The following is a 26262-nucleotide window of genomic DNA, read 5'->3' as shown; positions in this document are numbered from 1 at the left end:
CTTCCATGGCGGCGTCGGCGGTGTCGGCGGGAGAGCATGCGCACGTCTTGGGCCGCGGCAGGCCCGCCGCCGCGCATATGGCCGCCAATACCCGCTCGCTGACGGCAATGCAAGTGCTACTCAAGCGCACCATGCAAGTCCCACTGCAGGCCCCTAGATCCGGTCCAGTGCGTCAAGATCCATCAGGGTCACGCGTTTTCCCTTGACATCGATGAGGCCGTCGCGCTGGAAGCGCGACAAGGTGCGGCTGACGGTCTCGAGCTTCATGCCCAGGTAGCTGCCGATCTCTTCGCGCGTCATGCGCAGCGTGAGTTCGCGGCGGGAGTAGCCGCGCACCTGCTGGCGGTCCGAGATATTGAGCAGGAATGCCGCCACGCGCTGCTCCGCGGACAGGCTGGCGAGCAGGAGCATGACGCCCGATTCGCGCACGATTTCGCTGCTTAGCATCCGGTGCACATGCTGTTGCAGCGAACGCATTTCGCGGCAGAGTGCTTCGAGCAGATGGAAGGGAATCACGCATACCGCGCTGTCTTCCAGGGCGATGGCATCGCAGGCGTGCCGCTCGGTGCAGATGCCGTCGAGCCCGAGCGTCTCGCCGGTGAGGAAGAAGCCGCTCACCTGCTCGCATCCGTTCTGGTGGGACACCACCGTCTTGAATGATCCGGAACGCAGGGCATAGATGCTCTGGAACGCGTCGCCGGCACGGTAGAGCGCTTCGCCGCGCCGCACCATGCGCCAGTTATGGATCACGGTATCCAGCCTAGTGCGATCCGCGTCGTTCAGGTTGCCACCCATGCAGATGGCGCGCATTGCGCAGCTGGAGCAATTTGCCTTGCGGGTCACACCTGCTGGCGGCGCGGTGTCCCTGTACATGGACAGGGACTCAAGGACTTCAGCACCGATGGGGGCGACAGGCATTGCCGCCGGTGTTGCCCGCTGCAGATACTCTGACATGGTTGCTTCCTTTGTCTCCTGGGCCCAGCCGGTCCGACTGGCCGCTGTTGTGGTTCGCCCTCGCTGCCGGCACCAAGCGCGGCGCTAGAGCCCCGCGCTGGCTATGCCGCTGTGGACTCCTGGACCGTACCCGTCGCCGCGCTCTTGTCCGCTGCCAGGCGGAGCAGGGCGCGGCGCAGCGCGTCGCACTCCGTGGTCTTGTCGAAAAAGAGCGATGCACCGGCCTGCAGGTAGGCACTACGCATCGGCGGCACCGAGCAGTTGCTAAGTACGACCACCGTTACGTGGCGACGCATCCGCTTCAGGTCCTGCAGCACGTTCAGCCAGGATCTTTCGTGCCGGTTCAGGCTGAGAATGACGACATCGGGCAGAAGGATCTGTGCTGCCAGCAGGGCCGCGCACGCATCCCGGGCCAATGCGAGCAGTTCCAACTCTTTGATCGATCTCAACATCCTGGTCTGCCGCGCGCCGATCAGGGTAGAGTCCTCGAGCAGCAGTACAGTCAGGAGGTCGGGGCGGGCCGGGTGGTTCATGCTTCCGAGTATGGTTAATGGCGGGGCCTCTCGAAAGAAGGGGCGGCTGAGAGTGTCGTCGGGAAAGAGAGCCTCCTTGTCAGGAAAGCCTGACAAGGGTCATCGGCTATCCGGCTGATGGCGCCAGATGCTTCCGTCTCGCAAAATTACAGGCGCATCACAATTTGCGTGTGCATTTTGCGCGGATAGCCTACCTTAACAGGAGAGTCTCCGGCGGCCCCCGGCAGGACTTGCCGAGGATCCAGAAGCACTCCGTGACCAGCCATGGCGATCAAAGAGCCTCCTTCACCGAATCTGCCTTCTGCGGCGAAGACATCGCTTCATGCCAAGCTTGGCGAACTGGCGGTGGGCGGCACCGTGCTCTTGCTGTTGATGTCGCTGGCGCTGTGTTTTATCACCGCGCTTGCCCCACGGCCTGGGGGCCTGGCCGCGCCGATGCTCGGCGCCTGGGGACTGGCCGTGGCCGTGATGCTGTCCCTGCTGCTGGTGCGCTTGCGGCGGCTGCAGCGTGACGCAGAAGAGAACCTGGCGCGTACCCAGGGCAGCGAAGCCCGGCTGGCAGGGATCATCCGCTCGTCAATGGAAGCGATCATCACGGTGGACGAAGGCCAGCGAATCGTGTTGTTCAACCCCATGGCGGAGCATTTGTTTGGCTATGCCGCCGCGGACATGATGGGCCGCCCTCTGGCGGACCTGATTCCGGCGCGTTTCCGCTTGGCCCATGAGACGCACGTGCGCCGGTTCGGCGTCACTGGGGTCACGGACCGGCAGATGGGCCAGCAGCGGGTACTGCATGCGCTGCGGCAGGACGGCACGGAGTTTCCCATCGAAGCTTCCATTTCCCAGATGCAGGAGGGCGGCGGCAAGCTGTTTACCGTTATCCTGCGGGACACGACGGAGCGGGTGCGGGCGGAGACGGCCTTGCGGCAGTCGCGGGAGGAGCTTCAGCAACTGTCCGACCGGGTCGAGGCTTCGCGGGAAGAGGAACGTCGCCGTATCGCCCGCGAATTGCACGACGACCTCGGCCAGCGCCTGAGCGCGCTGAAAATGGACCTTGCTCTTCTCGCCAGCGACCTCAAGGACGCTGGAACCGCGCCCGGCTTACTGGACCAAGCTGCAGCCATGCACCTTGTCATTGACGAAACCGTGGCTTCGGTGCGGCGCATCGCCGCGGACCTACGCCCGGCCTTGCTGGACGAGCTTGGCCTGATTCCCGCGATCGAATGGCTGGCGAAGGAATTCTCCGCACGCTACGGCATCACTGTCATCACCCATGCCGCCGAGGAGGAAGACGTCGGCGAGCAGGCGGCCATCGCGGTGTTCCGTATCGTGCAGGAGGCGCTCAGCAATGTCGTGCAGCATGCTCAGGCCGACCGTGTCGATATCGAGCTGGTTCGCCAGGAGGAACATTACGAGCTGACAGTGCGGGACAACGGCCGCGGCAATCTCCCCAGGCAACCTGCCGGTGGCGAGCGGGTATCGCTTGGGCTGGTCGGGATCCGGGAGCGCGCACGGCTGCTTCGCGGCACCGTGGCGACCAGGCAAGCGCCTGGCGAAGGCTTCTGCCTGACCGTGTGTTTCCCATTGACCACGACTGCGAGCGCGGAGGCAAGTCCATGATTCCCGTGATGATCGCCGACGATCACGCCGTGGTGCGCGACGGGCTGCGCCATATCCTGAGCCGCGCGGGCGGCTTCGATGTGGTGGGCGAGGCGGTGGATGGCACCGCCGTGCTCCAGATGGCGCGCGAGTGCAAGCCCCGCGTGCTCTTGCTGGACCTCTCCATGCCGGGGCGCAGCGGGCTGGAGCTGATCAAGCAGTTGCGCGTCGAGCAGCCCGCACTGCGTATCCTGGTACTGACTATGCATGCCGAGGAGCAGTACGTGGTGCGTGCGTTCCGGGCTGGGGCGGCGGGCTACCTGACCAAGGAAAGCGCCGCCACGGAACTGGTCAGCGCCATCAGCAAGGTCGCTGCGGGCGGCACCTACGTCAGCCCGGCAATGGCCGAGAAGCTGGCCAACAGCCTGCAGGACGAACATCTCGAGGATCCCCACCTACACTTGTCGGACCGCGAGATGGAGGTCTATCGACGCCTGGTGCTGGGCGAGCCGTTGACTGAGATCGCCGCCGGCCTGTGCGTGAGCGCCAAGACAGTGAGCACCTACAAGATGCGGCTGATGGAAAAGCTGCAGGTGCCCAGCGAGGCGGCGCTGGTGCGCTATGCGATCCGCCATCGCCTGTTCGGCGAAGGCGACCTCTAGACCAGCCCTGGCCCCCGACGACGTCTCGCTGTCCGTCGACGCCGCGCTTGATCTGAGACAAGGCGCGTCAAGCATGCTGTGCCACCATGAAGTGGAGGTCCGCGCCTCATGCGGACCCGTCACTCCAAGGAGGCGACAAATGAGCAATCTGAGGATCTACGATCCGCTGTCGATCGAACCGGTTGGCGACATGCTGCAAGGCATGTTGCGCGCGTTTCGCGGCAACTACGAAGGGGGCTTCGCATTCAAGGTCGATGTGACCGAGACCGACAAGGCCTACAACCTGGTCGCGGAGATCCCCGGCGCCAGGAAGGAAGATATCGAAGTGTCCGTCGATCGCGGCACGGTGATGATTTCGGCCAAGGTGGAGAAGTCTTCCGAGCAGAAGGAAGGCGAGCGGGTGATCCGGCGCGAGCGCTACAGTGGCTCGATGCAACGGGTCTTTACGCTGGACAGTTCCGTGGACGAGGGCAAGGTGGATGCCAGCTACGAGAACGGCGTCCTTCGCGTGGTACTGCCCAAGAAGGAAGCCTCGCCGCAGCAGCGCGTGACGATCCGCTGACCCGGTGTTTTCCGGGTCCGCCCACGGGCGTGCTGGCCAATACAGCCAATACACGGAGCACATCATGGACTACCGAACCGTGCTGGTCGCGCTCGGAGCGGATCCCGATTGCGCATCGCGCGTCAGGATGGCCGCCGACCTGGCAGCCTCTTTTGGCGCGCATATCAATGGCGTCAGCGCCACCGGCCTGCGCATGGACCCGATCCGGGGTGTTGGCGATGACGCTGTGCGGTATATGGCGGCGTCCCGCCACAGGCTGCTGTCGCAGACAGCACGGCAGGGCGAAATCCTGAGCGAAGTCATGGCAGCGCATGCGCCGGGCGTGCCTTTTTCGCACCGCGTGGTGGAAGAGGAGACCGGCTGGGTCCTGGCGCGGGAGGCCCGCGTGGCCGACCTGGCAGTGATGGCGCGACCTGTGGCAACGCAGGAAGTGGCATCCCTGGGCGCCGGGGAGGCCGAGTACGTGCTGCTCAATGCCGGTCGCCCGGTGTTGCTGGTGCCGCCGGAGTATCGGCGGCTGCATGGCGGGCACGTGGCAATCGCATGGGACGGGCAGCGTGAGGCGGCCAGGGCCGTGGCCGATGCCATGCCTCTGCTGCTGCGCGCCAGCCACGTCACCATCGTCGGAGTCTGGGACGATCGCGGCGAACCGCAGGCAGACTCGGAGCCGGTGGCTGGTTTGCGGCATTACCTGCAGCGCCACGGCATCGTGGCCGGCGTGCGCAACGAGCAGAAAGCGTGGCCGGTCGGCTCCACCCTCCTTGACGTGGTTAGGACACTGGGGGCCGACATGCTGGTGGCCGGGGGGTACGGGCACTCGCGCATGCGCGAACTGATCATGGGCGGCACCACGCGCACGCTGATGCACCATGCGCCGGTGCCACTGCTGTTGTCGCACTGACGGAGCGCCCCATGCAGTTGCAATTTCTCGGCGCGACAGATACGGTCACGGGATCCAAATATGTGCTCGACACTGGACGCAGCCGTGTGATGGTGGACTGCGGGCTGTTCCAGGGCTACAAGGCGCTGCGCCTGCGCAACTGGGACCGCTTGCCGGTCGATCCGTCCAGGCTCGACGCGGTGGTGCTGACGCACGCGCATATCGATCATAGCGGATACCTGCCATTGCTGGTTCGCAACGGCTTTCGGGGACGGGTGTTCTGCACCATGGGCACCGCGCAGCTGTGCCAGATCCTGCTGCCAGACAGCGCGCACCTGGCGGAGGAGGATGCGCAATACGCCAACCGCAAGGGCTTCTCGCGGCATCAGCCGGCGTTGCCGCTCTACGACGGCGCGGACGCCGTGCGCGCCTTGCGCCGGCTCGATCCGCTCCACTACGACACGCGGGTAAGGGTGACGCCCGACGTGGAGGTGGAGTTTCATCGCGCCGGACACATCATTGGCTCGGCCATCGTGACGCTGCACGTGGACGGCAAGCGGATCGTTTTCTCCGGCGACCTGGGGCGGCAGCAGGACATCGTGATGCGCGCACCTGAGATCGTCCGCGAAGCGGATCACCTGCTGGTGGAATCCACCTATGGCGACCGCGCCCATTCCGCAGACGATCCGCTCGACAGGCTGGGTGAAATCGTCAGCCGCACCATCGGCCGCGGCGGCAGCGTGGTGATTCCTGCGTTTGCCGTCGGGCGCACCCAGGCGCTGCTGTACTGCCTCTACAAGCTGCGCCAGCAAAATCGCATTCCGCACGTGCCGGTCTACCTCAACAGCCCGATGGCCATCGACGCCACCACGGTCTTTGCCTTGCACCCCGACGAACTTTGGATCGACCGCGCCGCCTGCACGGCAGCGTGCAACCTGGCCATCCTGGTGCAGAGCATGCAGCAGTCCGTCTGGCTGAACCATGACCGCGCGCCCAAGATCATCCTGGCCGGCAGCGGCATGGCAACCGGCGGCCGGGTGGTGCATCACCTGGAGACATATGGCCAGGACGCGCGCAACACGATATTGCTGTCCGGCTTCCAGGCCGCCGGTACCCGCGGCGCAATGCTAGCCTCGGGCATGCGCGATCTGCGGATCCACGGCAAGCGGGTTGCCATCCAGGCTTCGGTGGAGCAAATCACCTCGCTTTCGGCGCATGCGGACGCCAACGAACTGATGACATGGCTTGGCGGCTTCGGTGGCCCGCCACGGCAGACCTTCGTGGTGCACGGCGAGCCAGCTGCGAGCGACGCCCTGCGGCAGCGGATCGAGCGGGAGCTGCGCTGGCCGGTCACGATGCCGGAGTATCTTCGTTCATATTCGCTGGACTAGCCAACGGAGGAACGGGAATGATGAAAAATGGCTCGCAAGACTGTGTCACACCACGACACTTGCAACTGTTAGGTGCGATCGTCCAGTGGGGGTTCCGTCGCGCCCCGCGATCAGCGAAAGATCGCCAGGGCGCATGACACCTAGGGGAAACCTAATTTGAACAGGAGAACCCGATGATCAGCATGAAGGCAGCGGTCTTTATCGAGCCCGGACGGATTGTCCTGCAAGACAAGCCAGTGCCGGATATCGGCGCGACTGACGCGCTGGTCCGTATCACTACCACCACCATCTGCGGTACGGACATTCATATCCTGAAAGGTGAGTATCCGGTCAAGCCCGGCCTGACCATCGGGCACGAGCCCGTGGGCGTGATCGAAAAACTCGGCAGGGAAGTCCAGGGATACCGGGAAGGGCAGCGCGTGATTGCCGGGGCGATCTGCCCCAGCTTCCATTCCTATGCTTGCCAGGACGGGCTACCTTCACAAGACGGCCAGTCGCACGGACATGGCTACAAGCCGGCCGGTGGCTGGCGCTTCGGCAATACCATCGACGGTACGCAGGCGGAGTACGTGCTTGTGCCCGATGCGCAGGCGAACCTTGCTCCCGTCCCCGACGGCCTGAGCGACGAGCAGGTGTTGATGTGTCCGGACATCATGTCCACCGGTTTTGCCGGCGCCGAGAATGCGGGCATCAAGATCGGCGATATGGTTGCGGTGTTCGCGCAGGGGCCGATCGGCCTGTGCGCGACGGCGGGCGCGCGGTTGCGCGGCGCGGCCCTGATCATCGCGGTAGACGGCATCGACACGCGACTGCGCATGGCCAAGGAGATGGGTGCGGATATAACGATCAATTTCCATCAGGTCGATGTGGTCGACGAGATCCTGAAACTGACCGGTGGCCGGGGCGTCGATGCGGCCATCGAGGCGCTGGGCACGCAAGGGACCTTCGAGACCGCGTTGCGTGTGCTCAAGCCGGGAGGCACGCTGTCAAGCCTGGGCGTCTATTCAAGCGACCTGCGCATCCCACTTGACGCTTTCCATGGCGGCCTTGGCGATAATCGCATCCTGACGGCGCTGTGCCCCGGTGGCAAGGAGCGGATGCGCCGCCTGATGCAGGTCATTCAGAGCGACAGGTTGAATCTCGGGCCGCTCGTCACGCATCGGTTCAAGCTTGATCAGATCGAATTGGCGTACGAGTTGTTCGCCAACCAGCGCGATGGCGTGCTGAAGGTAGCCATCACGCCTTGAACACTGCCACACGCCGCGGTTGCGGTGCGCGCGGGCTCGCATGGCAACGGTCTGCTTGCAGCGCGGCCACTTCGTCCGGCCGCCCCGGCCTGCCGACCGGGATCTGAGGCATGATCCTGGTCTGGAGAATGTCGGCAGGGATGTCCGTGACCATGTGCCTGGCAAGGTAGCCTGGCGCTAGCGGTCTAGCCAGGTTTGCACGTGGTCATTGCCCGGCGAATGAGTGGCTGCCACGTGCTATCCGGCGTCGCTCAGGCGGATCGAAATGGCTTCACCCAGTCCACCCGCCGCCGGTCACCGGCGCGATCCGCCATGAAGGTAGGCTGGCCGGCGCCTCGCCTGCGTGCTCAACTGGCATGGGCGGGCCTCTTTCGCGAACTGGCTGCGGCGCCACCTCCTACTTCGGCGCCGGTGCCGTTCAACGCGGGATTCCACGCCGTGGCTTGTCTGAATTTCTCGAATATTTCCTGCACCGGCGCCACCATCGAAGCGGTATTCCCCGCCTGCTGCAAGCTCATCGCCTGGCATCGCTGCCAGGACTCGCCGATCTCGCGCATCTGTTCGACGATGGCGGTCTGGTTGTGGATGGCTAGACTCATCCACGCTTGCATCAGGTGCGCGCAATGCTCGGCTTCGGTGCGCAGGAAAGTGACTGGCAGCGCGGCGAGCGCGGCGATGTTGTTTGCATTGGCAAGTTGCGCACCCACTTCGCGCGTTGTCTTGATGTCCTTGCGGATGGCTTCCAACTGGAATTCAAGGAAACGCTGGCGGCTCTCCTGCAACAGGGTCAGCGCACGCAGGCCCGCCTCGCAATTGGCGCTGAAGTATGCGAGTGGGACGTCAGTCTGGTCCGTCATGGTCTCTCTCCGTGATTGGCGCGCATACCCTGTGCCGCTGCAACGCCATGCTTATTCCCACGCGGGAAGAGCCCCGGATTGGCATTGCTGGAAAGGACGAGTGCAGGGCATGCATGTCAGGCAACTCGTCTGCGAGATGCTTCTGAAGCGTGGCGGCCGCGCTCGTTGATCCACATCGAGCGTTGGGCCTTCCATGGCGTGTCGCCAGTGGGAATGGCGGCGACTCCTGGCCGTTGCCGCGGGCGTCGGCCGGATCAGCCGGGCTTTCCGCCCGAGGCCGGGCAGGTCCTGACGCCGAGCAGGCTGTAGAGAGGACAGATGCGGACGAGCCCCGTCAGGACCGGAATCACGCCGATCCATCCCCACACACCGATCGTGCCGGTGACGGCAAGGCCGATCAAGGCCAGGCCGACGACGATCCTGAGAGTGCGGTCAACCGTACCGATATTGGTTTGCACAGCGTCCTCCTTTCGATAGCCCGTTAAATACAGGTGCGGCGTCGCCGGGTTCGTTTCGCAATTCGGCGGCTGCACGAGCCCAATATATCCAGCTGGCTACCGGTGGCGTTGATCTATGGCAACTTTGATGCGTACCAGCGCTGGAGTGCCTGCCGCGCCGTTAAACGGCTCCCGTGTCAGCGGCCGCGTCGCGGGCACTTCGACTCGCAATAGACCCAGTCGCCTTCCATCTCATTGACGCGCAGGCGAACAGGCGACGACACGCTTGCCAGCCATGATGGTTTTGGTCCGTGTCAATCTGACTGCGGGCGCCGATTGTTCCAGTATTGTCGGTGACGCCGCGCGCGGCTTGATCCAGCGCAATGCGGCGCGAGGTGGAACGAGTCGTCGACCATTCTTTTGCCCTCATGTGCGGCGGCGTTGGCAATCAGGCGTCGCCCAACGCCTGATACAGCTCGTCCTCCTGCGCGAAATGCAGACGCAGAATCGCATTCAGCTCATACAACAGGTGCCGGACCTCCTGCGCGCTTTCCAGGTCGAGGCCGTCCGCCGCCTGGTCGGCGGCGATGCGCTCTAGCATGCCCACCAGATGGAATATCTCGCGATGCCCGCCGCTCAGGGCGGCCAGCGGGTCCTTGCCGCCAAGCCGTTGCGCCAGCTCCGGATACAGATTGGCGTCGTCGCGGAGCTCATGCGCGAGCAATTGCTGGCGCAATGCCTGATTGAGTTGCGCGAGTTCCACGGCCGCGACTCTCCCAGGGAGGCCGGCTACGCGATCCGCCATCGATCTCACTTGGCCGAGCACCTGTCTCAGTTCGCTGTGTTCGGCCTTCAGTTTCGTGGCTTCGGCCGGCGTGATTTGCGCGGGCCGCCAGTCCGGCCCTGGCTTGCGTGCCCGCAGTGCATTCAGGATCACCGCGACATCGATCAGTTCCTGCAGCAGCGCACCTGCCAGCGGCGGCAAGTAGCCGAACGCGGCTACTATCATCGCCGCCAGGGATAGCGCCATGCCCGCCACGACGCTCTGCACGGCGATACGGCGCGCGCGGCGGGCGATCTGGATCGCCTCAGCCAGTCGGTCCAGGCGGTCCACCAGCAGTACGACGTCTGCTGCCTGCGCCGACGCAGCGGCGCCCGCCGCGCCCATCGCCACCCCGACATCGGCAGCCGCCAGCGCGGGCGCGTCGTTGACGCCATCGCCGACCATGATGACCGTATCGTGGCGCTGCGCCTCGCGGATTGCCGAGAGCTTCTGCGCTGGCGTCTGCTGGGCGCGCACTTCCGTCACGCCAAGCATCGCACTGGTCATCTGCGCCACGTCGTCGCGATCTCCGGTCACCATGACCATGCGCCAGATTCCGGCCTGCCTGAGCAACCGCAACGCACGGGGCGTGTCGAGCCGGATCTGGTCCTCGAGCTGCAGCGCGCCGCCCATGGCGCCATCGATGCCAAGAAAGACGGCCGACGTGCCCTCATAGCTCATTCGCCGCAACAGCGCCGTGCTCCATGGCTTGGGCGCGGTTGTCTTAGCCACATGGGCCAAGGAGCCCATGGTGACAACGTGTCCGTCGACGATGCCTCTCAGGCCGGCGCCTGGCTCCTCGCAGACCTGCGCTGGCAACGCCAGCGCCAGGCCGCGCTCGCGTGCCGCGGCCACCAGCGCGCGGGAACTCACATGCACCGATGCCTGTGCCAGCGAGGCCGCCAGGCGCAGCACGTCGTCTGGCGCGTGTCCCGGCGCTGCCTCGATTGCCGAAACGTGGGCATGGCCGGCAGTCAGCGTGCCCGTCTTGTCGAAGAACAGCACGCGGCTCTGCGCCAGCCTTTCGAGTGCGGCGCCGCTTTTGACCAGGATGCCCCGGCTGGAACTACGCGACATGCCACAGACGATGGCCACGGGCACCGCCAGGATCAGTGGGCAGGGCGTCGCTACGACCAGCACCGCAAGCGCCCGCCGTGCATCGCCGGTAATGAACCAGGCCACACCAGCCACCACCAGTGCAAGGGGCACCAGCAGCAGGGCGTAGCGGTCGGCCATACGCATCGACGGGCTGCGGCTTTGCTGTGCTTCCATCACGAGGCGGACAATGCCAGAGTAGGTACTTTGTGCCGCCGTGGCGCCGGCAAGCATCTCGAACGGCGCTCCGGCGTTGACCACGCCGCTATGCAGCGGCTCGCCCGGCGCGCGACGCTGCGGCATCGCCTCGCCGGTCAGGGTGGATTCGTCCAGGTCAGCGGCCTCGATCAGCGTCCCGTCGACGGGTACCACTTCGCCGGCGCGTACGAGCAGGCGGTCGCCCGGATGCACGAGGTCCAGCGGCACCAGCCGCCATTCGCCCTCTTCGTAGCGGCTTGCCTCGCGCGGGGCGTGGCGCAACAGGGCGCTCATCTCGCTTGAGGCGCGCGCTTCCGCGTAGCTCTCTAGTGCGCGTCCGCTCGCCAGCATCAGGGCAATCACGGCCGCGGCGAAGCGCTCGCCAAGCCACCATGCGAAGCCGATGGCCAGCAGCGCCAGGACATCGACCCCAGCTTTGCGGCGCCATGCCGCCAGGACTGTGCCGGCACTCAGGGCGACCAACACCGGCAGGATGCCGATCAGCCACACGGTGCGGGCGAGCGCGGCCGATCCGAACCAATACAGCAGCGATCCTGCGGTTAGCGTGACCGCGGAGGCCGCCAGGAGCCCCAGATCGAGCCAGGGATGGCGGCGAGGCTCCGCGAGCGCCATGTCAAGATCAATCGCGGCGGGTGAGCGCGATGGCGAGAAGCGCCCCGCAGGCGGCGGCAATGGCTGCGGTCGTGCCAAGCGCGCGCCATGGGTGTGCCTGTACATACTCCTCGCCGGAATCTGCCCAATCCCGTACCTGCTCGCGGCCCTGCGCCTGCAACTCGCGTAGCCGCAGTTGCAATGTCTCCAGCCGTGTCTTGAACTGCTCGCGGGCTTGACCGGCTTGCTCGCCGGTCAAGGCGGCGGCGTCGCGCAGCAATGCCTGCACATCTGACAACAGGACATTGATATCGCGCTGTAGCGTGGCACGGTGCGCGGACAGGGCGGATCTGAGGTCGTTCACGGCGGTCTCCTGGCTGGTTCAACGAAGTGAATGCGGTGGGATGAGGCGTGTCGGATCCGCCATGGGGGATGGCGGAATGGTATCTCCAACTATAGGCAGGGCTCCGGCGCGTCGGTTGACCGGCGTCAAGTCCGGAAGGACGCTCCGCGCCACAGGCGTGATTGATCTGCATCAATGGCCGCCGAGCGCCCGACACTAGACTGAATGCACGGCACCGGCGTGCCTTGGCGACCCCTGGCCATCGCCGATGTACTCCATGGGCGACTTGATCGGCCCGTATCAAGGTCAGGCCAGGAGAAGCATGATGAGGATCGAAGAGAGTTGCCCGCTGTCCGCCGTTCATCTCCCGCATAAGTGCACACCGCGGGGCAGAGGCACGACCGCCATGTCGGTGCGCTGATGGTGACAGAGCCATTCGGAGGCGGCCAGCGCGCGATGGGCATCGTAACGGATCGCGACATCGTACTTGCAAGACCATGGTGCCTGGCATTCCCAACCTCGCTTACCAGTTGCTGGTGAACGTGCTGCAGGAGTTGCAGGCCGACGTCCAGGCCGGCACCGCCGGTTACCTTCAAGTGCTGGTGGCGGACGCGCAGTACCACCAGGCCGAGATCGGCTACCTGCAGGCGAGGACCCGGCGGCTGCAGGGCACCGCGGCCTTGTTCTTGGCGCTGGGCGGGAGTTGGGACGCCAGTGCTGCGCAAGCACAGGCAAGGCCGCCATCATGATTGGCCGGGCGATCCAGTACCTGGGCGAAACGGTGGGCCGGCTACGGTGCCAGCCTCCTGCATCGGCGCAAGGCGCGGCAGGTACCGCGCCGACGGACAGGCTCCGGCGGCGTGCCGGACGCGCTGCTGCGGGCCGCCGGCATTCCGCCGGCGACCCTGCTGCAGCAACTGGATACCAGCCCGGAGGGGCTGACAGGCGCCGAGGCCATCGCGCGCCTGCAAAACGTCGGCCCCAACCTGGTGGATCACGAGCGCCCGCGCCCGGCGGTGCTGGACCTGCTGCGCCGTTTGCTCAATCCGCTCAATGTGATGCTGCTGACCCTGGCAGCGGTATCCTCAGCTATCCACGACTACGACGCCGCCGCGGTAATTGCCGTGATGGTGATGCTTAGCGTTGGCTTGGCCACGGTGCAGGAGCGCCGCTCCGGACGCGCTGCTGCGGCGTTGCGCGCCATAGTGCATACCACCGCCACCACGCAGCGCCGGTCGGAGCCAGGGGCATTGCCCATCACCAGCGAACTGCCGATCGGCGCGCTGGTGCCGGGCGACATCGTTCACCTGTCGGCAGGTGACCTCGTTCCGGCCGATGCCCGGCTGCTGACTTCCAAGGACCTGTTCGTCAACCAGTCGGCCCTCACCGGAGAATCGCTGCCCGTGGAAAAGTTCGCGCTGGAGAGCGCTAGCGGCGACGGACCTGGCACGCTGGAGAATATGGTGCTGATGGGCACGGCCGTGGTCAGCGGCAGCGCGACCATCGTGGTGGTGCTGACCGGGCCGCGCGCCGTGTTCGGCGGCATCGCCCGCTCGCTTGAGGAAGAGACGTCCGGCACCGTGTTCGAGCAAGGCCTGCAGCGTTTTGCACGCCTGATGATCGGCCTGATCGTGATCCTTGCGCCGCTGGTGTTCCTGATCAACGGGCTGACCAAGGGAAACTGGCTGGAGGCGCTGCTGTTCGCGGTGGCCGTCGCCGTGGGGCTGACCCCCGAGATGCTGCCGATGCTGGTGACCGTGAACCTGGCAAAGGGAGCGCTTGCCATGTCGCGCCGCAAGGTGATCGTGAAACACCTCAGCGCCATCCAGAACCTGGGCGCCATGGATGTGCTGTGCACCGACAAGACAGGCACTCTGACGCAGGACCGCATCATCCTGAAGAAGCATGTGGATCTGGCGGGGCATGAGACCGCGCGTGTGCTGGAATTCGCCTACTTGAACAGCTACCACCAGTCCGGCTTGCACAACCTGCTGGACAAGGCGGTGCTCCTGCATGACGAGGTGGGCGAAACGCTGCGGCAGGAGGGCGGCTACTGCAAGATAGACGAAGTGCCGTTCGATTTTGAGCGGCGCCGCATGTCGGTTGTGGTGGACGGGCCGCAGGGCAGGCTTCTGGTCTGCAAGGGTGCGGTGGAGGAAGTCTATGCCGCATGCGCCAGCGCCGAACTCGGAGGGCAGGCCATGGCGCTTGATGACTCGCATCGCCACTCGCTGATGACGGTCTGCAACGCACTCAACGAAGATGGCTTCAGGGTGATCGCGATCGCCTACAAACTTTTGCCGCCGGCGCCGGACACGCAGCCGTATTCGGTGGCCGACGAATCCGCGCTGATCCTGCTTGGCTATATCGCGTTCATCGACCCGCCCAAGGATAGCGCGGCACCGGCGCTGGCCGCCCTGCGCGACAGCGGCATCGAGGTCAAGGTGCTGACCGGCGACAGCCCGGTGATCGCGCGCAAGATATGCCGGGAAGTCGGCCTCGACGTGGATCGGGCCGTACTCGGCGCGGACATCGACGGGCTCTCGTCGCAAGCGCTGGGGGAACTCGCGGAGCGCACGCAGCTCTTCGCCAAGCTGGCGCCGGCGCACAAGGCGGCCATCGTCAAGGCCCTGCGGGCGCGCGGACGGGTGGTGGGCGTACTGGGCGATGGCATCAACGACGGGCCTGCCTTAAAGACGGCCGACGTGGGCATCTCGGTGGACAGCGGCGCCGATATCGCCAAGGAGTCTGCCAGCATCATCCTGCTGGAAAAGAGCCTGTTGGTCCTGCATGACGGCGTGATCGAAGGTCGCAAGGTCTTTGCCAACCTGCTCAAGTACCTGCGCATGGGTGCTAGCTCCAACTTCGGCAATATGTTCAGCGTGCTCGGCGCGAGTGCCTGGCTGCCGTTCCTGCCGATGGCGCCGATCCAGGTGTTGACCAACAACCTGCTCTACGATTTTTCGCAGACTGCGCTGCCGACCGACAACGTGGACGACGATGCCGTCGGCCGGCCGCGCCGCTGGGAGATCGGCAAGCTCGGCCGCTATATCCTGTGCATCGGCCCAATCAGCTCGCTGTTCGACTACGTCACCTTTGCGACGCTCTACTGGGTACTGGGCGCCAGCACGCCCGCGCAGCAGCACCTGTTCCAGACCGGCTGGTTCCTGGAGTCGCTGCTGTCGCAGACCCTGATCGTCCACGTGATTCGCACGCGGAACATTCCCTTTGTGCAAAGCCGCGGCAGCACCACGCTGATTGCCACCACATTGACGATCTGCCTGATCGGCATCTGGCTGCCGTACTCGCCGCTGGCGGCGCCGCTGGGCCTGCTATCCCCGCCGGGCACGCTCTGGCTATTCCTGCCGCCGATCATCCTCGGCTATTGCTGCCTGACCTATGCGCTGCGCGGATGGCTGATCCGGCGTTTTTCGATTGACTGAGGCGCTATCCGGGGATCCGTGGCCCAACCCTTGATATAGCACAAGGACTGGCTTCGCCTACGGCCTATTCTGAGCGCAAGCGGGAACTAGCTCGCAGCGCGCAGCCGCCGCACGAAGGATGGGAGGCAAATCGATGAATTCGCCACTTGCCCGCTTTGCGGGGCGGGAGGAAGCCGCAGCGCAGCTAGCCGCGGCACTCTCCGAATATCGGGGCCAGCATCCCTTGATCCTTGCCATTCCGAAGGGCGGCGTACCCGTCGGTCGCGGACTCGCCGACGCGCTGGAGGGGCAACTCGATGTGGCACTGGTCAGCAAGCTGGCCGGCCCCGCCAACGGCATCGCCGCGATCGGCGCGGTGACCGAGAACGGCTGGACCTACCGCGTGGAGAACCCGGTAGGCGGGCAGCCCGATCCCATGCATTTTGCGCGGGAACGGCTGACAAAACTCGATCTGCTGCGGCAGCAATGTGCAATCTACACATCGCATCGCGCACGGCCTGACCCGCATGGCCGCGTCGTGATCCTGGTGGACGACGGACTCTGCACCGGCGCCACCATGATGGCGGCGATCCACGCGGTACGCAGGCAGCAGCCAGCCAGGCTGGTTTGCGCGGTTCCCGTGGGCACCCTCCAGGGGCTGGCGGCGGTTCGCGCCAGCGCCGATGAGGTGGTGTGCCTGCGCACCGCCGGGCCAGATCACGATGTCCACCATGCCTACCAGTGCTTTCCGGAGGTGGACGACGGAGTAGTCCGCGCACTGCTCTGGCGCGATATCGAACCGCACAATGCCGAGGCCATCGGAACGAAAACCCTGGCGGCCGCTGTGCCGGTAGGCATCCCGTGCGACGGCATCAGGCTGCACGGCGTGCTCGACGCCCCCGCCAGTCCTGTGGGATTGGTGCTGATGGTACATGCCAACGGCATCGACGACCATGCCGTGCGCAACCAGTATGTGGCGAGGAAACTGCGCGGCAGGGGGCTGGCCACGCTACTGGTGGACCTGATCGGGCCACGAGAGGTGATGCGGATGGAGAAGCGCCGGGACATCGCCATGCTGTCCGGCAGGCTGCGCGGGGTAATACAGGCGGTGCCAGGCTACGTGCACGCGCGGCTGCGTTTGCCGGCGCTCCCGCTCGGCTGCTTTGGCACCGGCACCGCTGCGGCCGCCGCATTGAGCGTGGCGGCGGAGGAGGGGACGGATTTACGCACGCTGGTCCTTGCCGCGGGACGCGTGGACCTGGCCGATGCCGAAATCTTGGGCAAGGTGACCATACCTACGCTTCTCGTGGTGGGCGCCAGCGATCCGGAGGGCATTCGGATCAATGACCTGGTGTTCGGCAGGCTTCGCTGTCCCCGGCAATTGCGGCTGGTGGCGGGCGAGGGCAGGGTATTCGAGGAACCCGCAGCGATTGAAGAACTGGCAGCGCTGACAGGAAGCTGGTTCTCGCAATTGCTTGCCGATGGGCGGATCGTTGTCGTGTAGGCATGCCCGGGGTTGTGCTTTTTTTACGTTGGTGGATACGGGGGCAAGGAGGGGCTGGCGCTTATCACCATACCGGCGCAATAGACTGGGCAGGCAGCAGTTTGCTTGTGGGCGCCAGCAAGCAATGCTTTCTTGACTATGCTTTTGATCAGGATTTCAAACTGTTGCGGAGTCAGCGCTGAGGGAATCAGGAAGGAACGCCATGAACAAGTCCAATAAGCAAGAGTGGAAAAAACGCGATCCCGATGGCGCGACACCGTATATGACCTTTGAGGAGCAGCGCTTCCGCCGTCCGGTTTTATACACCCTAAGTGAGCGTCTTAACGCGATTTCTTGGCCGGCACCAGCTTCTTGAAGTTATCGCTCCGCCTGACAATCGCCGCCGAGAACTCCGGCATACCTGGAGCGCTGATTCCAGAGTCCGGCCCATCTTTGACACGGGACTCGTGCGCACCTTGTATTTTGGTCAAGTGGCCGTGGTCAAGGCTAACGATGGACGTCACCAGGATGATTCGCTTTGTGTTGCCAGCGGCAAGCACTCGCGGTGATTGTGACAAGAGGACTACCTTCACGCCGAAGGAGCGCTTCATGCCTGCGGCTCGCCCTGGGCTGTAGAACTCGTCGCCACGTGGAGATACTGGTGGAGCCGCGGCGAAGTCCATTTCGCAACAATTGACTTTCGATAAACGTCCAAATGCCAAGGCGCCCCGGCCATGCCGAAATAGACTATCTGCTATATGCGAAGTGCCGTTGCCGGCAGCGTCAGCATATGAGAACTTGTGCGCAGGAGCCATTGACGCTCCTCGTTCGTGCGCAGCTTGGGTGCCCAGGCTAACGCGCGAGCGAATAAGAAGACAGCACTGGAGACTTTATGCTAGTCAGCACCTTTCACATCCCGCACACCGAGGAAGCGCTTGATTCAGACAGCAGACCCCTGTTGATGCGTCGCCGCACCTTTGTATCGATTGCGACCATTCTGGCGGTTGTCCTTGGTTCGGCTTCGGTTTTGGCGATCGCACAAGATGTCTACCCGAGCAAGCCAGTGACGATTGTGGTCGGTTTTCCACCGGGAACCGCGACGGATACCGTCGCCCGAGTAATGGCCGAGCGTCTTTCGAAGCGGCTTGGTCAACAGTTCATCGTGGACAATCGCCCAGGCGCCGGCGGGAGCATCGGCGCGGGTATCGGCGCACGGGCGAAGGCTGACGGCTACACGCTGCTGATCGGTGCGTCTGCGCCTCAGGCAATCAATCCCCATCTATACAGCAAGCTGACATACGACGCACAGAAGGACTTCGCCCCAATCGGTCTACTTACGTGGCTGCCGTATCTGTTCGTTGTCAGCAAAGAGAACTCCGCAAAGGATCTAAAGCAGTTTTTGGACGCGGCAAGGAAAGCCCCCAATACCCTGAGTTACGCGACAACAGGGGTAGGAACCACCAGTCATCTCGTGATGTCGGTCCTTATGTCGAAGGCGGGCGTGAAGATGGTTCACGTTCCGTACAAGGGAAGCAGCCAGGCGCAGACCGACATCCTCGGCGGGCAGGTCGCATGCACGTTCGATACTTTGGTTTCGGAACTGGCTATGGTGAAGAGCGGCAAGCTCAAGGCGCTTGCAGTGAGTACGCCTAAGCGCACAGAGATTTTGCCGGGCGTGCTGACTGCGGCTGAACAAGGGTTCCCGGGCTTCGATATGGGGGCTTGGCTTGGGCTCATTACGCCGGCCGGTGTGTCGGCCGATATCCGGAAAAAACTGGCGAAGGAGGTGAACATCATCCTGCAAGAACCAGAGACCAGAACGAAGCTGACTCAGCTAGGAGCCGAAGTTCGCACCACGTCTTCACCAACTGAGTTCGGGGCATTCATGAAGAGTGAGTACGACTCTTGGGGAAAGATTGTGCGTGATTTTGATGTTAAGGCTGAGTGAAGGAAGGAGCCAGAGCGAAATGGGAAAAATGAGTAGCTCCGAGATGAGTGAGCATGAATGGGAAACACGCGTTCAGCTTGCCGCATGTTATCGGCTAGTGTCGCACTTTGGAATGAGTGACCTGGTCTACAACCATATCACTGCCAGAATTCCCGGTCCCGACGACCATCTACTCATCAATGCATATGGGTATATGTACGATGAGATCACCGCGTCCAACCTGATCAAAATCGATATCCAAGGGAATGTGATCCGCAATGCCAATCCTGACTATGGGATCAACCAAGCTGGTTACGTTATCCATAGCGCTGTGCACAAGGCGCGCCAGGATGTTCAATGTGTTCTGCACACGCACACACGCGCGGGCATGGCGATCTCCAGCCTAAAGTGCGGACTACTTCCGCTGACTCAGACTGCGATGCGATTCGCGAAGATTGCATACCACGACTATGAGAGCGTCGCCTTGGATTTGAGCGAGCGTGAGCGGTTGGTTGCCGATTTAGGCGATCGGGATGCCATGGTGCTCAGGAATCATGGTCTGCTTGCCGTGGGACCAACTATCGCTCAGACCTTCAACACCATTTACTGGTTGGAGATGGCGTGCAAGGCTCAGGTCGACGCCCAGGGTTGCAACAGCGAATTGTATTACCCGCCCCAGGAAGTGATCGAGAAAACGCATCATCTCTATCGGCCGACAACGCGCAGGCCTTACGGCGAGATGGAGTGGGCCGCGATGCTTCGTCTAGTGGACCGCAAGGATCCGAGCTACAAGCTGTAGTTTGGGTCTGGCGCTTGGACTTGCCCGACGCGGCAAGCAAACGTCCATTGGCATTTTTCATCTAATCTACGTCATGCCCAAGCAGTACACGAACGGACGCAGCGCCTTCCTCCAACTCCTATTGAATGAAGGTGTGACACACTTATTCGGCAATCCCGGCACGACCGAATTGGCAATCATGGAGGCAGTACCGAGCTTCCCGGATCTGAGGTATGTGCTGGGATTGCAGGAGTCTGTTGTCTTGGGTATGGCCGACGGATATGCGCGCGCGTCGGGAAGACTTACCGCATGCAACCTTCATTGCACCCCGGGTTTGGGGCACGCGATGGGCGCGTTGTACAACGCCAAATTCTCAGGCTCGCCAATCATTGTTACCGCCGGACAATATGAGATTGGATATGGACTCACAGAGCCTCTACTCTACAAGCCCTTGGTTCCGATCGCCCAGCCGCTGGTGAAGTGGGCGGTCGAGGTCCAACGGGCCGAAGACCTACCCAGAATCGTCCATCGAGCAGCGAAGATCGCGCTAGCGCCCCCCAACGGGCCCTGTCTTCACTAGCTTGCCCGGCAGTATCCTCGACGAAGAGGCGGAGCTCGATATGGGAGCCGTCTCTCGTGTCGAACTCGGCACCCGTCCATCTGATGCGTTGGCGGGGAGGTTAGCCTTGCGCATTCTGACGGCGCGGCGTCCGGTGATACTGGCGGGCAAGGAGTTGTCCGACTGAGAAGCATTTGAGGAGGCGGAGGAGTTCGCCGAATTTATCGGGGCCGCGGTTTATCAGGAACCTGTGCCCTACAACACTAGGTTCCCCGCAGAGCATCCGAACCATGTTGGTGTATCCGGAAGCAGGAGCTGGTGAGGGCCACGTTGTCGGAGTACGACCTCTTGATATGCCTCCGAGCTGATCTGCTCCGCATGTCTCCATATGGCGCGATCGAGCCATTGCCCGAAAGCCTTCCGGTCATCCACCTTTCCGAGCGTCAGTGGGAGTTGGGGAAAAACTATGCGACTGATATCGCGGTCTGTGCGGACGTCAAGGAGACTTTGAGAGCTCTGCTTGATGGGTTGCGTGCGGGAAGCAACCAAGCCTACATCGATCAAGCAAAGGAGCGCAACGCGCAGTTGGCCTCGATGAACTGGAGCGTGAAGCGAGCACGAAAAGCCGAGGCCCTCCGAAGGCTGGCCGATCAGGTGCCGATCCATCAAGACTATCTGATGCTCCAGATTAGCGAAGTCTTGCCGCAGAACGCGATCCTTGTTGAGGAAGCTCTGACGTCAGCACCCGCGTTGGCTTCGGTTCTCAAGTCCAATGATTCACGAAGCTACTATGGCCTTGCCAGCGGCGGCCTTTCGTCGTAGTGAACAACCGGAGCTATCGTATTGTCAAGGAGCGGCCGCAAGCTCTCCGGGGTATGGACCACTTCGTGGCGATGGACATGACGGATCCGCCGATCGATTTCGTGCGTGTCGCGACGGGCTTGGGAGTCCACGCCAAGCGTATCTCAGACCCGTCGGCAATTGAAGCGGAGCTTCTTGCCGCTGTAAACTCCGGCGGCCCGTCGCTGCTTGAGATCATCGTGGACGATGGCTTCGCCAGTAAGAAGTGAACGACGTACGGAGCTTACACCACTGCAGAGACATCACTGTCGAGATTATCGGTACCGGTTACATGGCTCGCCGCCTCCGATGCGAGGAAGGCTATCAGAATAGTAGCTTCTTCCGCTTGGCCGAGACGGCGTTCCGGCGCGTATCAGCCGCTCCATAGCTATACTGCTGCGCGGTTGCGCCTGTGGTTACGCAACAAGTACAAGGTCATGCGTGGTAGGGGTGGGAACTCCACCCTCGTAGTCTATGGGCACTTCGGTCCCGTTCGTCTGTCGGGTCCTTGGCTGTAGCTTGCCGTGGTCGAAGGGGTGATGCCTTGTCCGGAGAGCGCATTGCGGGAAATCCGCACGACGGGTTCGATGAGCGGCGTATGAAAACGGAACCATGGTGAGGTTACTTGGGCATCGCCGGACGAAAGGGTTGCAACAGACGACCTGAACCTATCGCCACCGCGTCGACTCTACCGTCTGAAGAGACGACTGCCAACCCATGGCGCTGAGATCGACTTTCATACTCCTCGCTATGTGGCCGAGCACCCGAGCCCCTGTTGGGGAAACCGCGAGGCTTCTTATGCCAGCACATCGTGGCTTGCCGGCGCCGTTGGCGGCGACGCCGCCACATGCTTAGCCATCCATTCTGGGAGGGAAATGCAGAGCCTAGCGGCGTTTGTGCGGCGTTCGGGACGGTGTCGTGCGTTAGCTGGGGGCTACTCAGCCGTGAGTTTTCCCTGCTTGATCAAGGCAGCGGCGACTTCTTCCTCGGCCTTCAGGATCTGATCGAAGCGCTGGCCGTTGCCGTAATACGCGCCACTTCCCATTTCAAGCAACATCGCCGCGAATTGCGGGTCCGATACAACTTTCTCCACAGCCTTGCTCAGGATTGCCACCACGTCGGGGGGTGTCTGCTTGGGAGCCAGAATGCCGATATAGGTGCTGGCATCAAATTCTGGCACGCCGACTTGCTTCAAAGTTGGGATCGAGGGCATCGCCGCTGCTGGCGACGGACCACAAACCACAAGCGCTTTGAGATTACCCGACTTCAAATGCTGCAGCGAACTGCTTATTTGATCAAATATCACATCGATCTGACCAGAGATGAGGTCGATTAGCGCGGGACCCATGCCCTTGTAACCCACAAAACCTAGATGGACGTTTGCAGCACTTTCGAATTGCAGCCCGGCGAGATGATTAGGAGAGCCGGCGCCGGCATGTCCCACATTTAGTTTTCCTGGGTGTGCGCGGGCATACGCTAAGAACTCTTCGAAGTTCTTAAATCGAGTGTCACTCCTTCGCACCACCAATACGATTGCGGTCCTGCTGACGACTCCGATCGAAGTAAAGTCCGAGAGCTTGTAGGGGGTCTTGAGCAACTGCGGCACCGTAGCCACCTGCGCAGGTGTCGCACTCAGCAATGTGTAGCCATCGGGTTTTGCCCGGGCAACGAGACTTGCACCTATTGACCCGGATCCTCCAGAATTGTTGACAACCACGATTGTCTGCCCCAGCAATTTCCCGAGAGGGGTTCCTAGCGATCGCGTGACAAGATCGAGATTCCCGCCTGGCGAAAATGGCACGACCAAGGTGACGGGCTTAGATGGGAAAAGCTCTTTCGCGTGTGCGTGCAGAGCAAGGGCGCCAGTGCCGATCGCCACTCCCAATCTCAAAAATGAGCGGCGAGTGTGTAGCATGAATTGTCTCCTTAACGAATAGAATAATTCCCGTTGTAATGGGTCAAAATGGCGCTGGGATTCTTCCGAAAGTAATCGAATCGTTAGTTAATAGTTGATCGAAGACTCTCGCTGCGGACATTTCCGCCCTCCTGGTGTCCTGACGGCAGGCTGAGCGCGATTCCTCCGCCATTTCACGCTTTACGCGCTCAAGACGGGCAGCTCCCCGCAGACAGACGCCCACAATCGACTTTTCCCCAGCACCAGATTGGCTAGACCCAACAGGATGAAGCGTTGTGCCGAAATCTCGCCCGAGCCATTGCTGCGACCCTTGCGATTGCGGTGACTAGAATCAGTCTTCCCCTATGCGAGGAATTGAGAGCCTACGCCAGTTCGGACAGCCTACCCAAACCATGGATTGGCGCCTCAATCCCGGCAAGCCGCAGCAGCTTCCAGAGCAACGCCTGATTGGCTGTCACCACAGGCTTTCCCGTTGCTTTCTCCAGCCTGTGAATGACAGCATGCGCCGGGAAATTGATGCAGCTAAGCAGAAGGCCATCCGCGCGCGCGTTGAAAGTCTCGCTTGCCGCTTCGAAGATCTCGTCTGCCGATGGCGTCGCCAAATCGAAAGCGGAGTTGATGCCGAGATGCACCTCGTCAACAATATGGAATCCTAGCGCCTCAAGGTAGACATGCTCCGCGGCGGCAATCTCTTGACCATACGGTGACACAAGGGACAAGCTGCGGATTCCACAAGCGCGCAGTGCACTGGCAATTGCCCCCATCGCCGTGGTGCAGGGCCGCATCGCCTGCCGTTCAAGATCGCCCTGCAGATGACGGTCGTACTCCGGGCCCTGCACGATACTGCTGGATGCGCAGGCGTAGCCAACAACCGCTGGCCTGCACGTCATGATTTGGGCCAGCGCCCGCGGACCGTCTTCGCAGTCCATTCGCTCGATCGTCGCCGGAGTCAACGCATCCGGCATCAACATTCTGGCCGTGTGTATGGTTGTCCCGGCAGGAGTCGCCTCGTGCATCCACGGCTCCGCCACCGTGTTCACGCTCGGCAGGATCAATCCTATTCGGACTGACGAATCCGGTAGTCCAGGGCGAGCGGCCTTTCCTCGTCTGGTAACAGTGGGGTGCGCTTCATGACTCATTTTGTCCTCCCAGACTCACCTGACTGGGGAAGCCATACAGATTGGCCGGATTGCTTACGAGAATCTTCTCAAACATTGCAGTATCACCGGCCCACGCCGCAAGCAAATCCACCAGCTTTCCAGCATCAGGCATCTTGCGATGCTCCAGCAAAGGGTGCGGCCAGTCGCTTCCCCAGACGCAGCGTTCAGGAGCGGCCGCGATGATCGCGCGGATCGGATCGAGCATATCGCCATGAGGGAATTCTTGGGCCGACGCGCGATATCCGGACAACTTGATCCACGCCCGCCCTGAGCGAAGCAAACGAAGCAGGCTAAGGAATTCCGGATGGGCTAGCCCCTTCGCCGGGGAGACTTGGCCCATGTGGTCGATCGCAACGTGCACGGGCAGATCCAGCAGACGCGATTCCAGCGACGGAATCCGCTCGCCCTTTACCCAAAGCTGGATATGCCAGCCAAATCGCTCAATACGCGCAGCCAACACATCCAAATGTTCAAGCGGCGTTCCGCCTGAAATTGCATTGAAACGTATCCCACGTACTCCCGCCTCGTGCATCCGCTCCAGCTCTTCGTCCGTGATGGCGGGGTCGATGACCGCGATACCCCGCGTCCTTTCCTCACCCAGCAAAGCAATAGAATCCAGAAGGCACCGGTTATCCATCCCGTAGGGACTAGCCTGAACGATCACCATGCGTCCTATGCCCACCGTATCTGCCATCTGCCGATACGATTCGACTGATGCCTCTTCCGGGTTGTACATTCTTCCTAGGGAAAGCGGATAACGCTGCCGCGGCCCGAAGATATGAAAGTGGCAATCGGTAGCATTGACGGGGACATTGACCGAAGGCGCGCTAATTTTCTCCGGCCTCGGGCTGAAAGGAATGTCTAGGGAATCTGCCGCGTCATATACCTGTTGCATGATCTTTAGTCTCCTTAAGAATACTTTCCCGCACTGACCGCCTCCGGGGCTACGGAATAGCCCGGTCAGGCCGGAGCGGCGTTGGGCGCTACCGCACCTGGCAGTGCCTGGCGAAGTCACCCTGCACGTGAGCGACAAGTTTCTGGAATGCCGACCTGAAGAGAATTTCGTAGCTGTCTCGCTCTACATATCCTATGTGGGGTGTCGCCAACACATTGCCAAGCTGCAGCAGGGAATGGTCCGCAGATATCGGCTCGCTTTCATAGACGTCGATGGCGGCCATCCCAGGCGTACCGCCTTTCAACGCAGCCGCCAGGGCACCCGGCTCGACCAGAGCCGCCCGGCTCGTATTAACGAATATTGCGCTTGGCTTCATTGCCTGCAGATCGGCGAGCTTGACGGAGTGCAGCGTTTCCTCGTTGAGCCTCAACTGAATCGTCAGCACATCACTGTTGGCGAACAGACACGCACGGCTCTCCGCGACCTTGACCCCGTCCGCCCGTGCCGCCTCCAGCGAGCGCTGCCGGCCCCACACCAGTACGGTCATACCAAAAGCTTTGGCGTAGCCACCCAGCAACTGGCCAATTCGGCCGTAGCCGAGAATGCCAAAGGTCTTGCCCCGGAGCGTTTCCCCGATGGCGGCGCCGCTGCCCTGATGCCAGCGACCCGTTCGGAGGCTATCGATATACTGAGGAAGGCGCCGATGGGCGGCCAGGACCAGTGCCCAGGTCAGCTCAGCGGCCGAATGCCCATCGGTTTTACCTTCGAGCACGTCGATCCCGCGTTCCGCGCAAGCGGTGGTATCGACATGAGCTGTGACTCCAATACCCGTAGAGCCTGTCTGCACGATCGTCTTCAATGATGGCAGCTTCGCGAGCAGCTCGCGCGTTATGCGGGTCCGCTCCCGGATCAACACAAGGTATTCCACGTCCTCAAGCTGCGCCAGCCCGGCGGCCCCTAGCGGTTGCTCGCTGATCAGGCGTATGTCCGCTGCCGGTAGCGCCGCCCTTAGCTCCCGATAGGCTGCCAGGCCGGGGACAAAACGTTCGTAGTCATCAATGATGGCGATGATTGGCTTCGGCATTGGATC

General features: G+C 62.6%; 25 protein-coding genes and 1 pseudogene. 15 read left to right on the top strand and 11 right to left on the bottom strand.

The genetic code is table 11. The features are described 5' to 3' along the window. Nucleotides 1-153: 153 nt before the first annotated feature. Both fnr and AC1DKV_RS16070 read right to left on the bottom strand, forming a co-directional pair. Nucleotides 154-873, bottom strand: a complete 720-nt coding sequence (gene fnr, locus AC1DKV_RS16075) for a fumarate/nitrate reduction transcriptional regulator Fnr (protein ID WP_441620487.1) — start codon at nucleotides 871-873, stop codon at nucleotides 154-156. A gap of 182 nt (nucleotides 874-1055) precedes the next feature. Beyond that, a complete protein-coding gene (locus AC1DKV_RS16070) occupies nucleotides 1056-1487 on the bottom strand; it encodes a response regulator (protein ID WP_441620434.1) in 432 nt (143 codons plus the stop codon). 264 nt (nucleotides 1488-1751) lie between these two features. Between AC1DKV_RS16070 and AC1DKV_RS16065 the strand changes: the two genes are divergently transcribed. The 6 genes from AC1DKV_RS16065 (at nucleotide 1752) to AC1DKV_RS16040 (ending at nucleotide 7828) form a co-directional block, all read left to right on the top strand. Beyond that, the gene (locus AC1DKV_RS16065; protein ID WP_441620432.1) at nucleotides 1752-3107 is read left to right on the top strand and encodes a PAS domain-containing sensor histidine kinase; all 1356 of its coding nucleotides are present in this window, start codon (nucleotides 1752-1754) and stop codon (nucleotides 3105-3107) included. Beyond that, nucleotides 3104-3748: a response regulator gene (locus AC1DKV_RS16060; RefSeq protein ID WP_441620430.1), complete on the top strand. Its 645-nt coding sequence runs from the start codon at nucleotides 3104-3106 to the stop codon at nucleotides 3746-3748. The genes AC1DKV_RS16065 and AC1DKV_RS16060 overlap by 4 nt, the downstream gene beginning before the upstream one ends. Nucleotides 3749-3887: 139 nt before the next feature. Continuing rightward, complete coding sequence (locus AC1DKV_RS16055; RefSeq protein WP_441620428.1) at nucleotides 3888-4310, top strand: Hsp20/alpha crystallin family protein; 423 nt, start codon at nucleotides 3888-3890, stop codon at nucleotides 4308-4310. 64 nt (nucleotides 4311-4374) lie between these two features. Next, on the top strand, nucleotides 4375-5211 hold the full coding sequence (locus AC1DKV_RS16050; RefSeq protein ID WP_441620426.1) for a universal stress protein: 837 nt from the start codon (nucleotides 4375-4377) through the stop codon (nucleotides 5209-5211). Nucleotides 5212-5222: 11 nt separating this feature from the next. Next, entirely contained in the window at nucleotides 5223-6581 is a 1359-nt protein-coding gene (locus tag AC1DKV_RS16045; RefSeq protein ID WP_441620424.1) for an MBL fold metallo-hydrolase RNA specificity domain-containing protein, read from the top strand. A 173-nt stretch (nucleotides 6582-6754) separates the two neighbouring features. Then, the gene (locus AC1DKV_RS16040) at nucleotides 6755-7828 is read left to right on the top strand and encodes an NAD(P)-dependent alcohol dehydrogenase (protein ID WP_441620422.1); all 1074 of its coding nucleotides are present in this window, start codon (nucleotides 6755-6757) and stop codon (nucleotides 7826-7828) included. Here AC1DKV_RS16040 and AC1DKV_RS16035 read toward each other — a convergent pair. The 5 genes and pseudogenes from AC1DKV_RS16035 to AC1DKV_RS16015 form a co-directional block, all read right to left on the bottom strand. Then, a pseudogene (locus AC1DKV_RS16035) lies at nucleotides 7818-8009 on the bottom strand (hypothetical protein); the annotation flags it as partial. The gene AC1DKV_RS16040 and the pseudogene AC1DKV_RS16035 overlap by 11 nt on opposite strands. Nucleotides 8010-8175: 166 nt before the next feature. Continuing rightward, entirely contained in the window at nucleotides 8176-8685 is a 510-nt protein-coding gene (locus AC1DKV_RS16030) for a hypothetical protein (RefSeq protein WP_441620420.1), read from the bottom strand. Nucleotides 8686-8939: 254 nt separating this feature from the next. Continuing rightward, complete coding sequence (locus tag AC1DKV_RS16025; RefSeq protein WP_267601401.1) at nucleotides 8940-9143, bottom strand: YgaP family membrane protein; 204 nt, start codon at nucleotides 9141-9143, stop codon at nucleotides 8940-8942. A gap of 427 nt (nucleotides 9144-9570) precedes the next feature. Then, nucleotides 9571-11871 (bottom strand): heavy metal translocating P-type ATPase, encoded by a 2301-nt coding sequence (locus tag AC1DKV_RS16020; protein WP_441620418.1) that lies wholly within the window; start codon nucleotides 11869-11871, stop codon nucleotides 9571-9573. A 7-nt stretch (nucleotides 11872-11878) separates the two neighbouring features. Next, nucleotides 11879-12214, bottom strand: a complete 336-nt coding sequence (locus tag AC1DKV_RS16015) for an ElaB/YgaM/YqjD family protein (protein ID WP_441620416.1) — start codon at nucleotides 12212-12214, stop codon at nucleotides 11879-11881. A 476-nt stretch (nucleotides 12215-12690) separates the two neighbouring features. Here AC1DKV_RS16015 and AC1DKV_RS16010 point away from each other — a divergent pair, with 476 nt between their 5' ends. From AC1DKV_RS16010 to AC1DKV_RS15970, 9 genes are all read left to right on the top strand, one after another. Then, the gene (locus AC1DKV_RS16010; protein WP_441620414.1) at nucleotides 12691-12942 is read left to right on the top strand and encodes a hypothetical protein; all 252 of its coding nucleotides are present in this window, start codon (nucleotides 12691-12693) and stop codon (nucleotides 12940-12942) included. Nucleotides 12943-13053: 111 nt separating this feature from the next. Then, the gene (gene mgtA, locus AC1DKV_RS16005) at nucleotides 13054-15636 is read left to right on the top strand and encodes a magnesium-translocating P-type ATPase (protein ID WP_441620413.1); all 2583 of its coding nucleotides are present in this window, start codon (nucleotides 13054-13056) and stop codon (nucleotides 15634-15636) included. 133 nt (nucleotides 15637-15769) lie between these two features. Beyond that, entirely contained in the window at nucleotides 15770-17119 is a 1350-nt protein-coding gene (locus AC1DKV_RS16000; RefSeq protein WP_441620411.1) for a phosphoribosyltransferase family protein, read from the top strand. A 202-nt stretch (nucleotides 17120-17321) separates the two neighbouring features. After that, nucleotides 17322-17474 carry a hypothetical protein gene (locus AC1DKV_RS15995; protein ID WP_441620409.1) on the top strand — a complete coding sequence of 51 codons (153 nt, stop codon included), beginning with the start codon at nucleotides 17322-17324 and terminating at the stop codon, nucleotides 17472-17474. Between the two features lie 516 nt (nucleotides 17475-17990). Then, complete coding sequence (locus AC1DKV_RS15990) at nucleotides 17991-19046, top strand: Bug family tripartite tricarboxylate transporter substrate binding protein (protein ID WP_441643468.1); 1056 nt, start codon at nucleotides 17991-17993, stop codon at nucleotides 19044-19046. Nucleotides 19047-19065: 19 nt separating this feature from the next. Next, on the top strand, nucleotides 19066-19824 hold the full coding sequence (locus tag AC1DKV_RS15985) for a class II aldolase/adducin family protein (protein ID WP_441620405.1): 759 nt from the start codon (nucleotides 19066-19068) through the stop codon (nucleotides 19822-19824). Between the two features lie 73 nt (nucleotides 19825-19897). Next, nucleotides 19898-20383 (top strand): thiamine pyrophosphate-binding protein, encoded by a 486-nt coding sequence (locus AC1DKV_RS15980; protein WP_441620403.1) that lies wholly within the window; start codon nucleotides 19898-19900, stop codon nucleotides 20381-20383. A 297-nt stretch (nucleotides 20384-20680) separates the two neighbouring features. Next, complete coding sequence (locus AC1DKV_RS15975; protein ID WP_441620402.1) at nucleotides 20681-21184, top strand: hypothetical protein; 504 nt, start codon at nucleotides 20681-20683, stop codon at nucleotides 21182-21184. Continuing rightward, nucleotides 21184-21432, top strand: a complete 249-nt coding sequence (locus tag AC1DKV_RS15970; protein WP_441620400.1) for a thiamine pyrophosphate-dependent enzyme — start codon at nucleotides 21184-21186, stop codon at nucleotides 21430-21432. Before AC1DKV_RS15975 ends, AC1DKV_RS15970 begins: the two co-directional genes overlap by 1 nt. A gap of 704 nt (nucleotides 21433-22136) precedes the next feature. Here the strand turns inward: AC1DKV_RS15970 and AC1DKV_RS15965 are convergent. From AC1DKV_RS15965 to AC1DKV_RS15950, 4 genes are all read right to left on the bottom strand, one after another. Beyond that, on the bottom strand, nucleotides 22137-23117 hold the full coding sequence (locus AC1DKV_RS15965) for a Bug family tripartite tricarboxylate transporter substrate binding protein (protein ID WP_441620398.1): 981 nt from the start codon (nucleotides 23115-23117) through the stop codon (nucleotides 22137-22139). Between the two features lie 362 nt (nucleotides 23118-23479). Then, nucleotides 23480-24133: a maleate cis-trans isomerase family protein gene (locus AC1DKV_RS15960; RefSeq protein WP_441620396.1), complete on the bottom strand. Its 654-nt coding sequence runs from the start codon at nucleotides 24131-24133 to the stop codon at nucleotides 23480-23482. A gap of 112 nt (nucleotides 24134-24245) precedes the next feature. Next, nucleotides 24246-25172, bottom strand: a complete 927-nt coding sequence (locus tag AC1DKV_RS15955; protein ID WP_441620394.1) for an amidohydrolase family protein — start codon at nucleotides 25170-25172, stop codon at nucleotides 24246-24248. An 88-nt stretch (nucleotides 25173-25260) separates the two neighbouring features. Next, a complete protein-coding gene (locus AC1DKV_RS15950; RefSeq protein ID WP_441620392.1) occupies nucleotides 25261-26256 on the bottom strand; it encodes a D-2-hydroxyacid dehydrogenase family protein in 996 nt (331 codons plus the stop codon). Nucleotides 26257-26262: the final 6 nt, after the last annotated feature.

The organism is Cupriavidus sp. 05T41, assembly GCF_056396525.1.
Note: the sequence above shows the minus strand (reverse complement) of the source record. Positions and strands in the feature narration are given on the sequence as shown.

Excerpts from the sequence above, each read along its gene's own strand:
- fnr (WP_441620487.1), bottom strand. The coding sequence starts at position 873 with ATGTACAGGGACACCGCGCCGCCAGCAGGTGTGACCCGCAAGGCAAAT.
- AC1DKV_RS16070 (WP_441620434.1), bottom strand. The coding sequence starts at position 1,487 with ATGAACCACCCGGCCCGCCCCGACCTCCTGACTGTACTGCTGCTCGAG.
- AC1DKV_RS16065 (WP_441620432.1), top strand. The coding sequence starts at position 1,752 with ATGGCGATCAAAGAGCCTCCTTCACCGAATCTGCCTTCTGCGGCGAAG.
- AC1DKV_RS16060 (WP_441620430.1), top strand. The coding sequence starts at position 3,104 with ATGATTCCCGTGATGATCGCCGACGATCACGCCGTGGTGCGCGACGGG.
- AC1DKV_RS16055 (WP_441620428.1), top strand. The coding sequence starts at position 3,888 with ATGAGCAATCTGAGGATCTACGATCCGCTGTCGATCGAACCGGTTGGC.
- AC1DKV_RS16050 (WP_441620426.1), top strand. The coding sequence starts at position 4,375 with ATGGACTACCGAACCGTGCTGGTCGCGCTCGGAGCGGATCCCGATTGC.
- AC1DKV_RS16045 (WP_441620424.1), top strand. The coding sequence starts at position 5,223 with ATGCAGTTGCAATTTCTCGGCGCGACAGATACGGTCACGGGATCCAAA.
- AC1DKV_RS16040 (WP_441620422.1), top strand. The coding sequence starts at position 6,755 with ATGATCAGCATGAAGGCAGCGGTCTTTATCGAGCCCGGACGGATTGTC.
- AC1DKV_RS16030 (WP_441620420.1), bottom strand. The coding sequence starts at position 8,685 with ATGACGGACCAGACTGACGTCCCACTCGCATACTTCAGCGCCAATTGC.
- AC1DKV_RS16020 (WP_441620418.1), bottom strand. The coding sequence starts at position 11,871 with ATGGCGCTCGCGGAGCCTCGCCGCCATCCCTGGCTCGATCTGGGGCTC.
- AC1DKV_RS16010 (WP_441620414.1), top strand. The coding sequence starts at position 12,691 with ATGGTGCCTGGCATTCCCAACCTCGCTTACCAGTTGCTGGTGAACGTG.
- AC1DKV_RS16000 (WP_441620411.1), top strand. The coding sequence starts at position 15,770 with ATGAATTCGCCACTTGCCCGCTTTGCGGGGCGGGAGGAAGCCGCAGCG.
- AC1DKV_RS15995 (WP_441620409.1), top strand. The coding sequence starts at position 17,322 with ATGAACAAGTCCAATAAGCAAGAGTGGAAAAAACGCGATCCCGATGGC.
- AC1DKV_RS15990 (WP_441643468.1), top strand. The coding sequence starts at position 17,991 with ATGCTAGTCAGCACCTTTCACATCCCGCACACCGAGGAAGCGCTTGAT.
- AC1DKV_RS15985 (WP_441620405.1), top strand. The coding sequence starts at position 19,066 with ATGGGAAAAATGAGTAGCTCCGAGATGAGTGAGCATGAATGGGAAACA.
- AC1DKV_RS15980 (WP_441620403.1), top strand. The coding sequence starts at position 19,898 with ATGCCCAAGCAGTACACGAACGGACGCAGCGCCTTCCTCCAACTCCTA.
- AC1DKV_RS15965 (WP_441620398.1), bottom strand. The coding sequence starts at position 23,117 with ATGCTACACACTCGCCGCTCATTTTTGAGATTGGGAGTGGCGATCGGC.
- AC1DKV_RS15960 (WP_441620396.1), bottom strand. The coding sequence starts at position 24,133 with ATGCACGAGGCGACTCCTGCCGGGACAACCATACACACGGCCAGAATG.
- AC1DKV_RS15955 (WP_441620394.1), bottom strand. The coding sequence starts at position 25,172 with ATGCAACAGGTATATGACGCGGCAGATTCCCTAGACATTCCTTTCAGC.
- AC1DKV_RS15950 (WP_441620392.1), bottom strand. The coding sequence starts at position 26,256 with ATGCCGAAGCCAATCATCGCCATCATTGATGACTACGAACGTTTTGTC.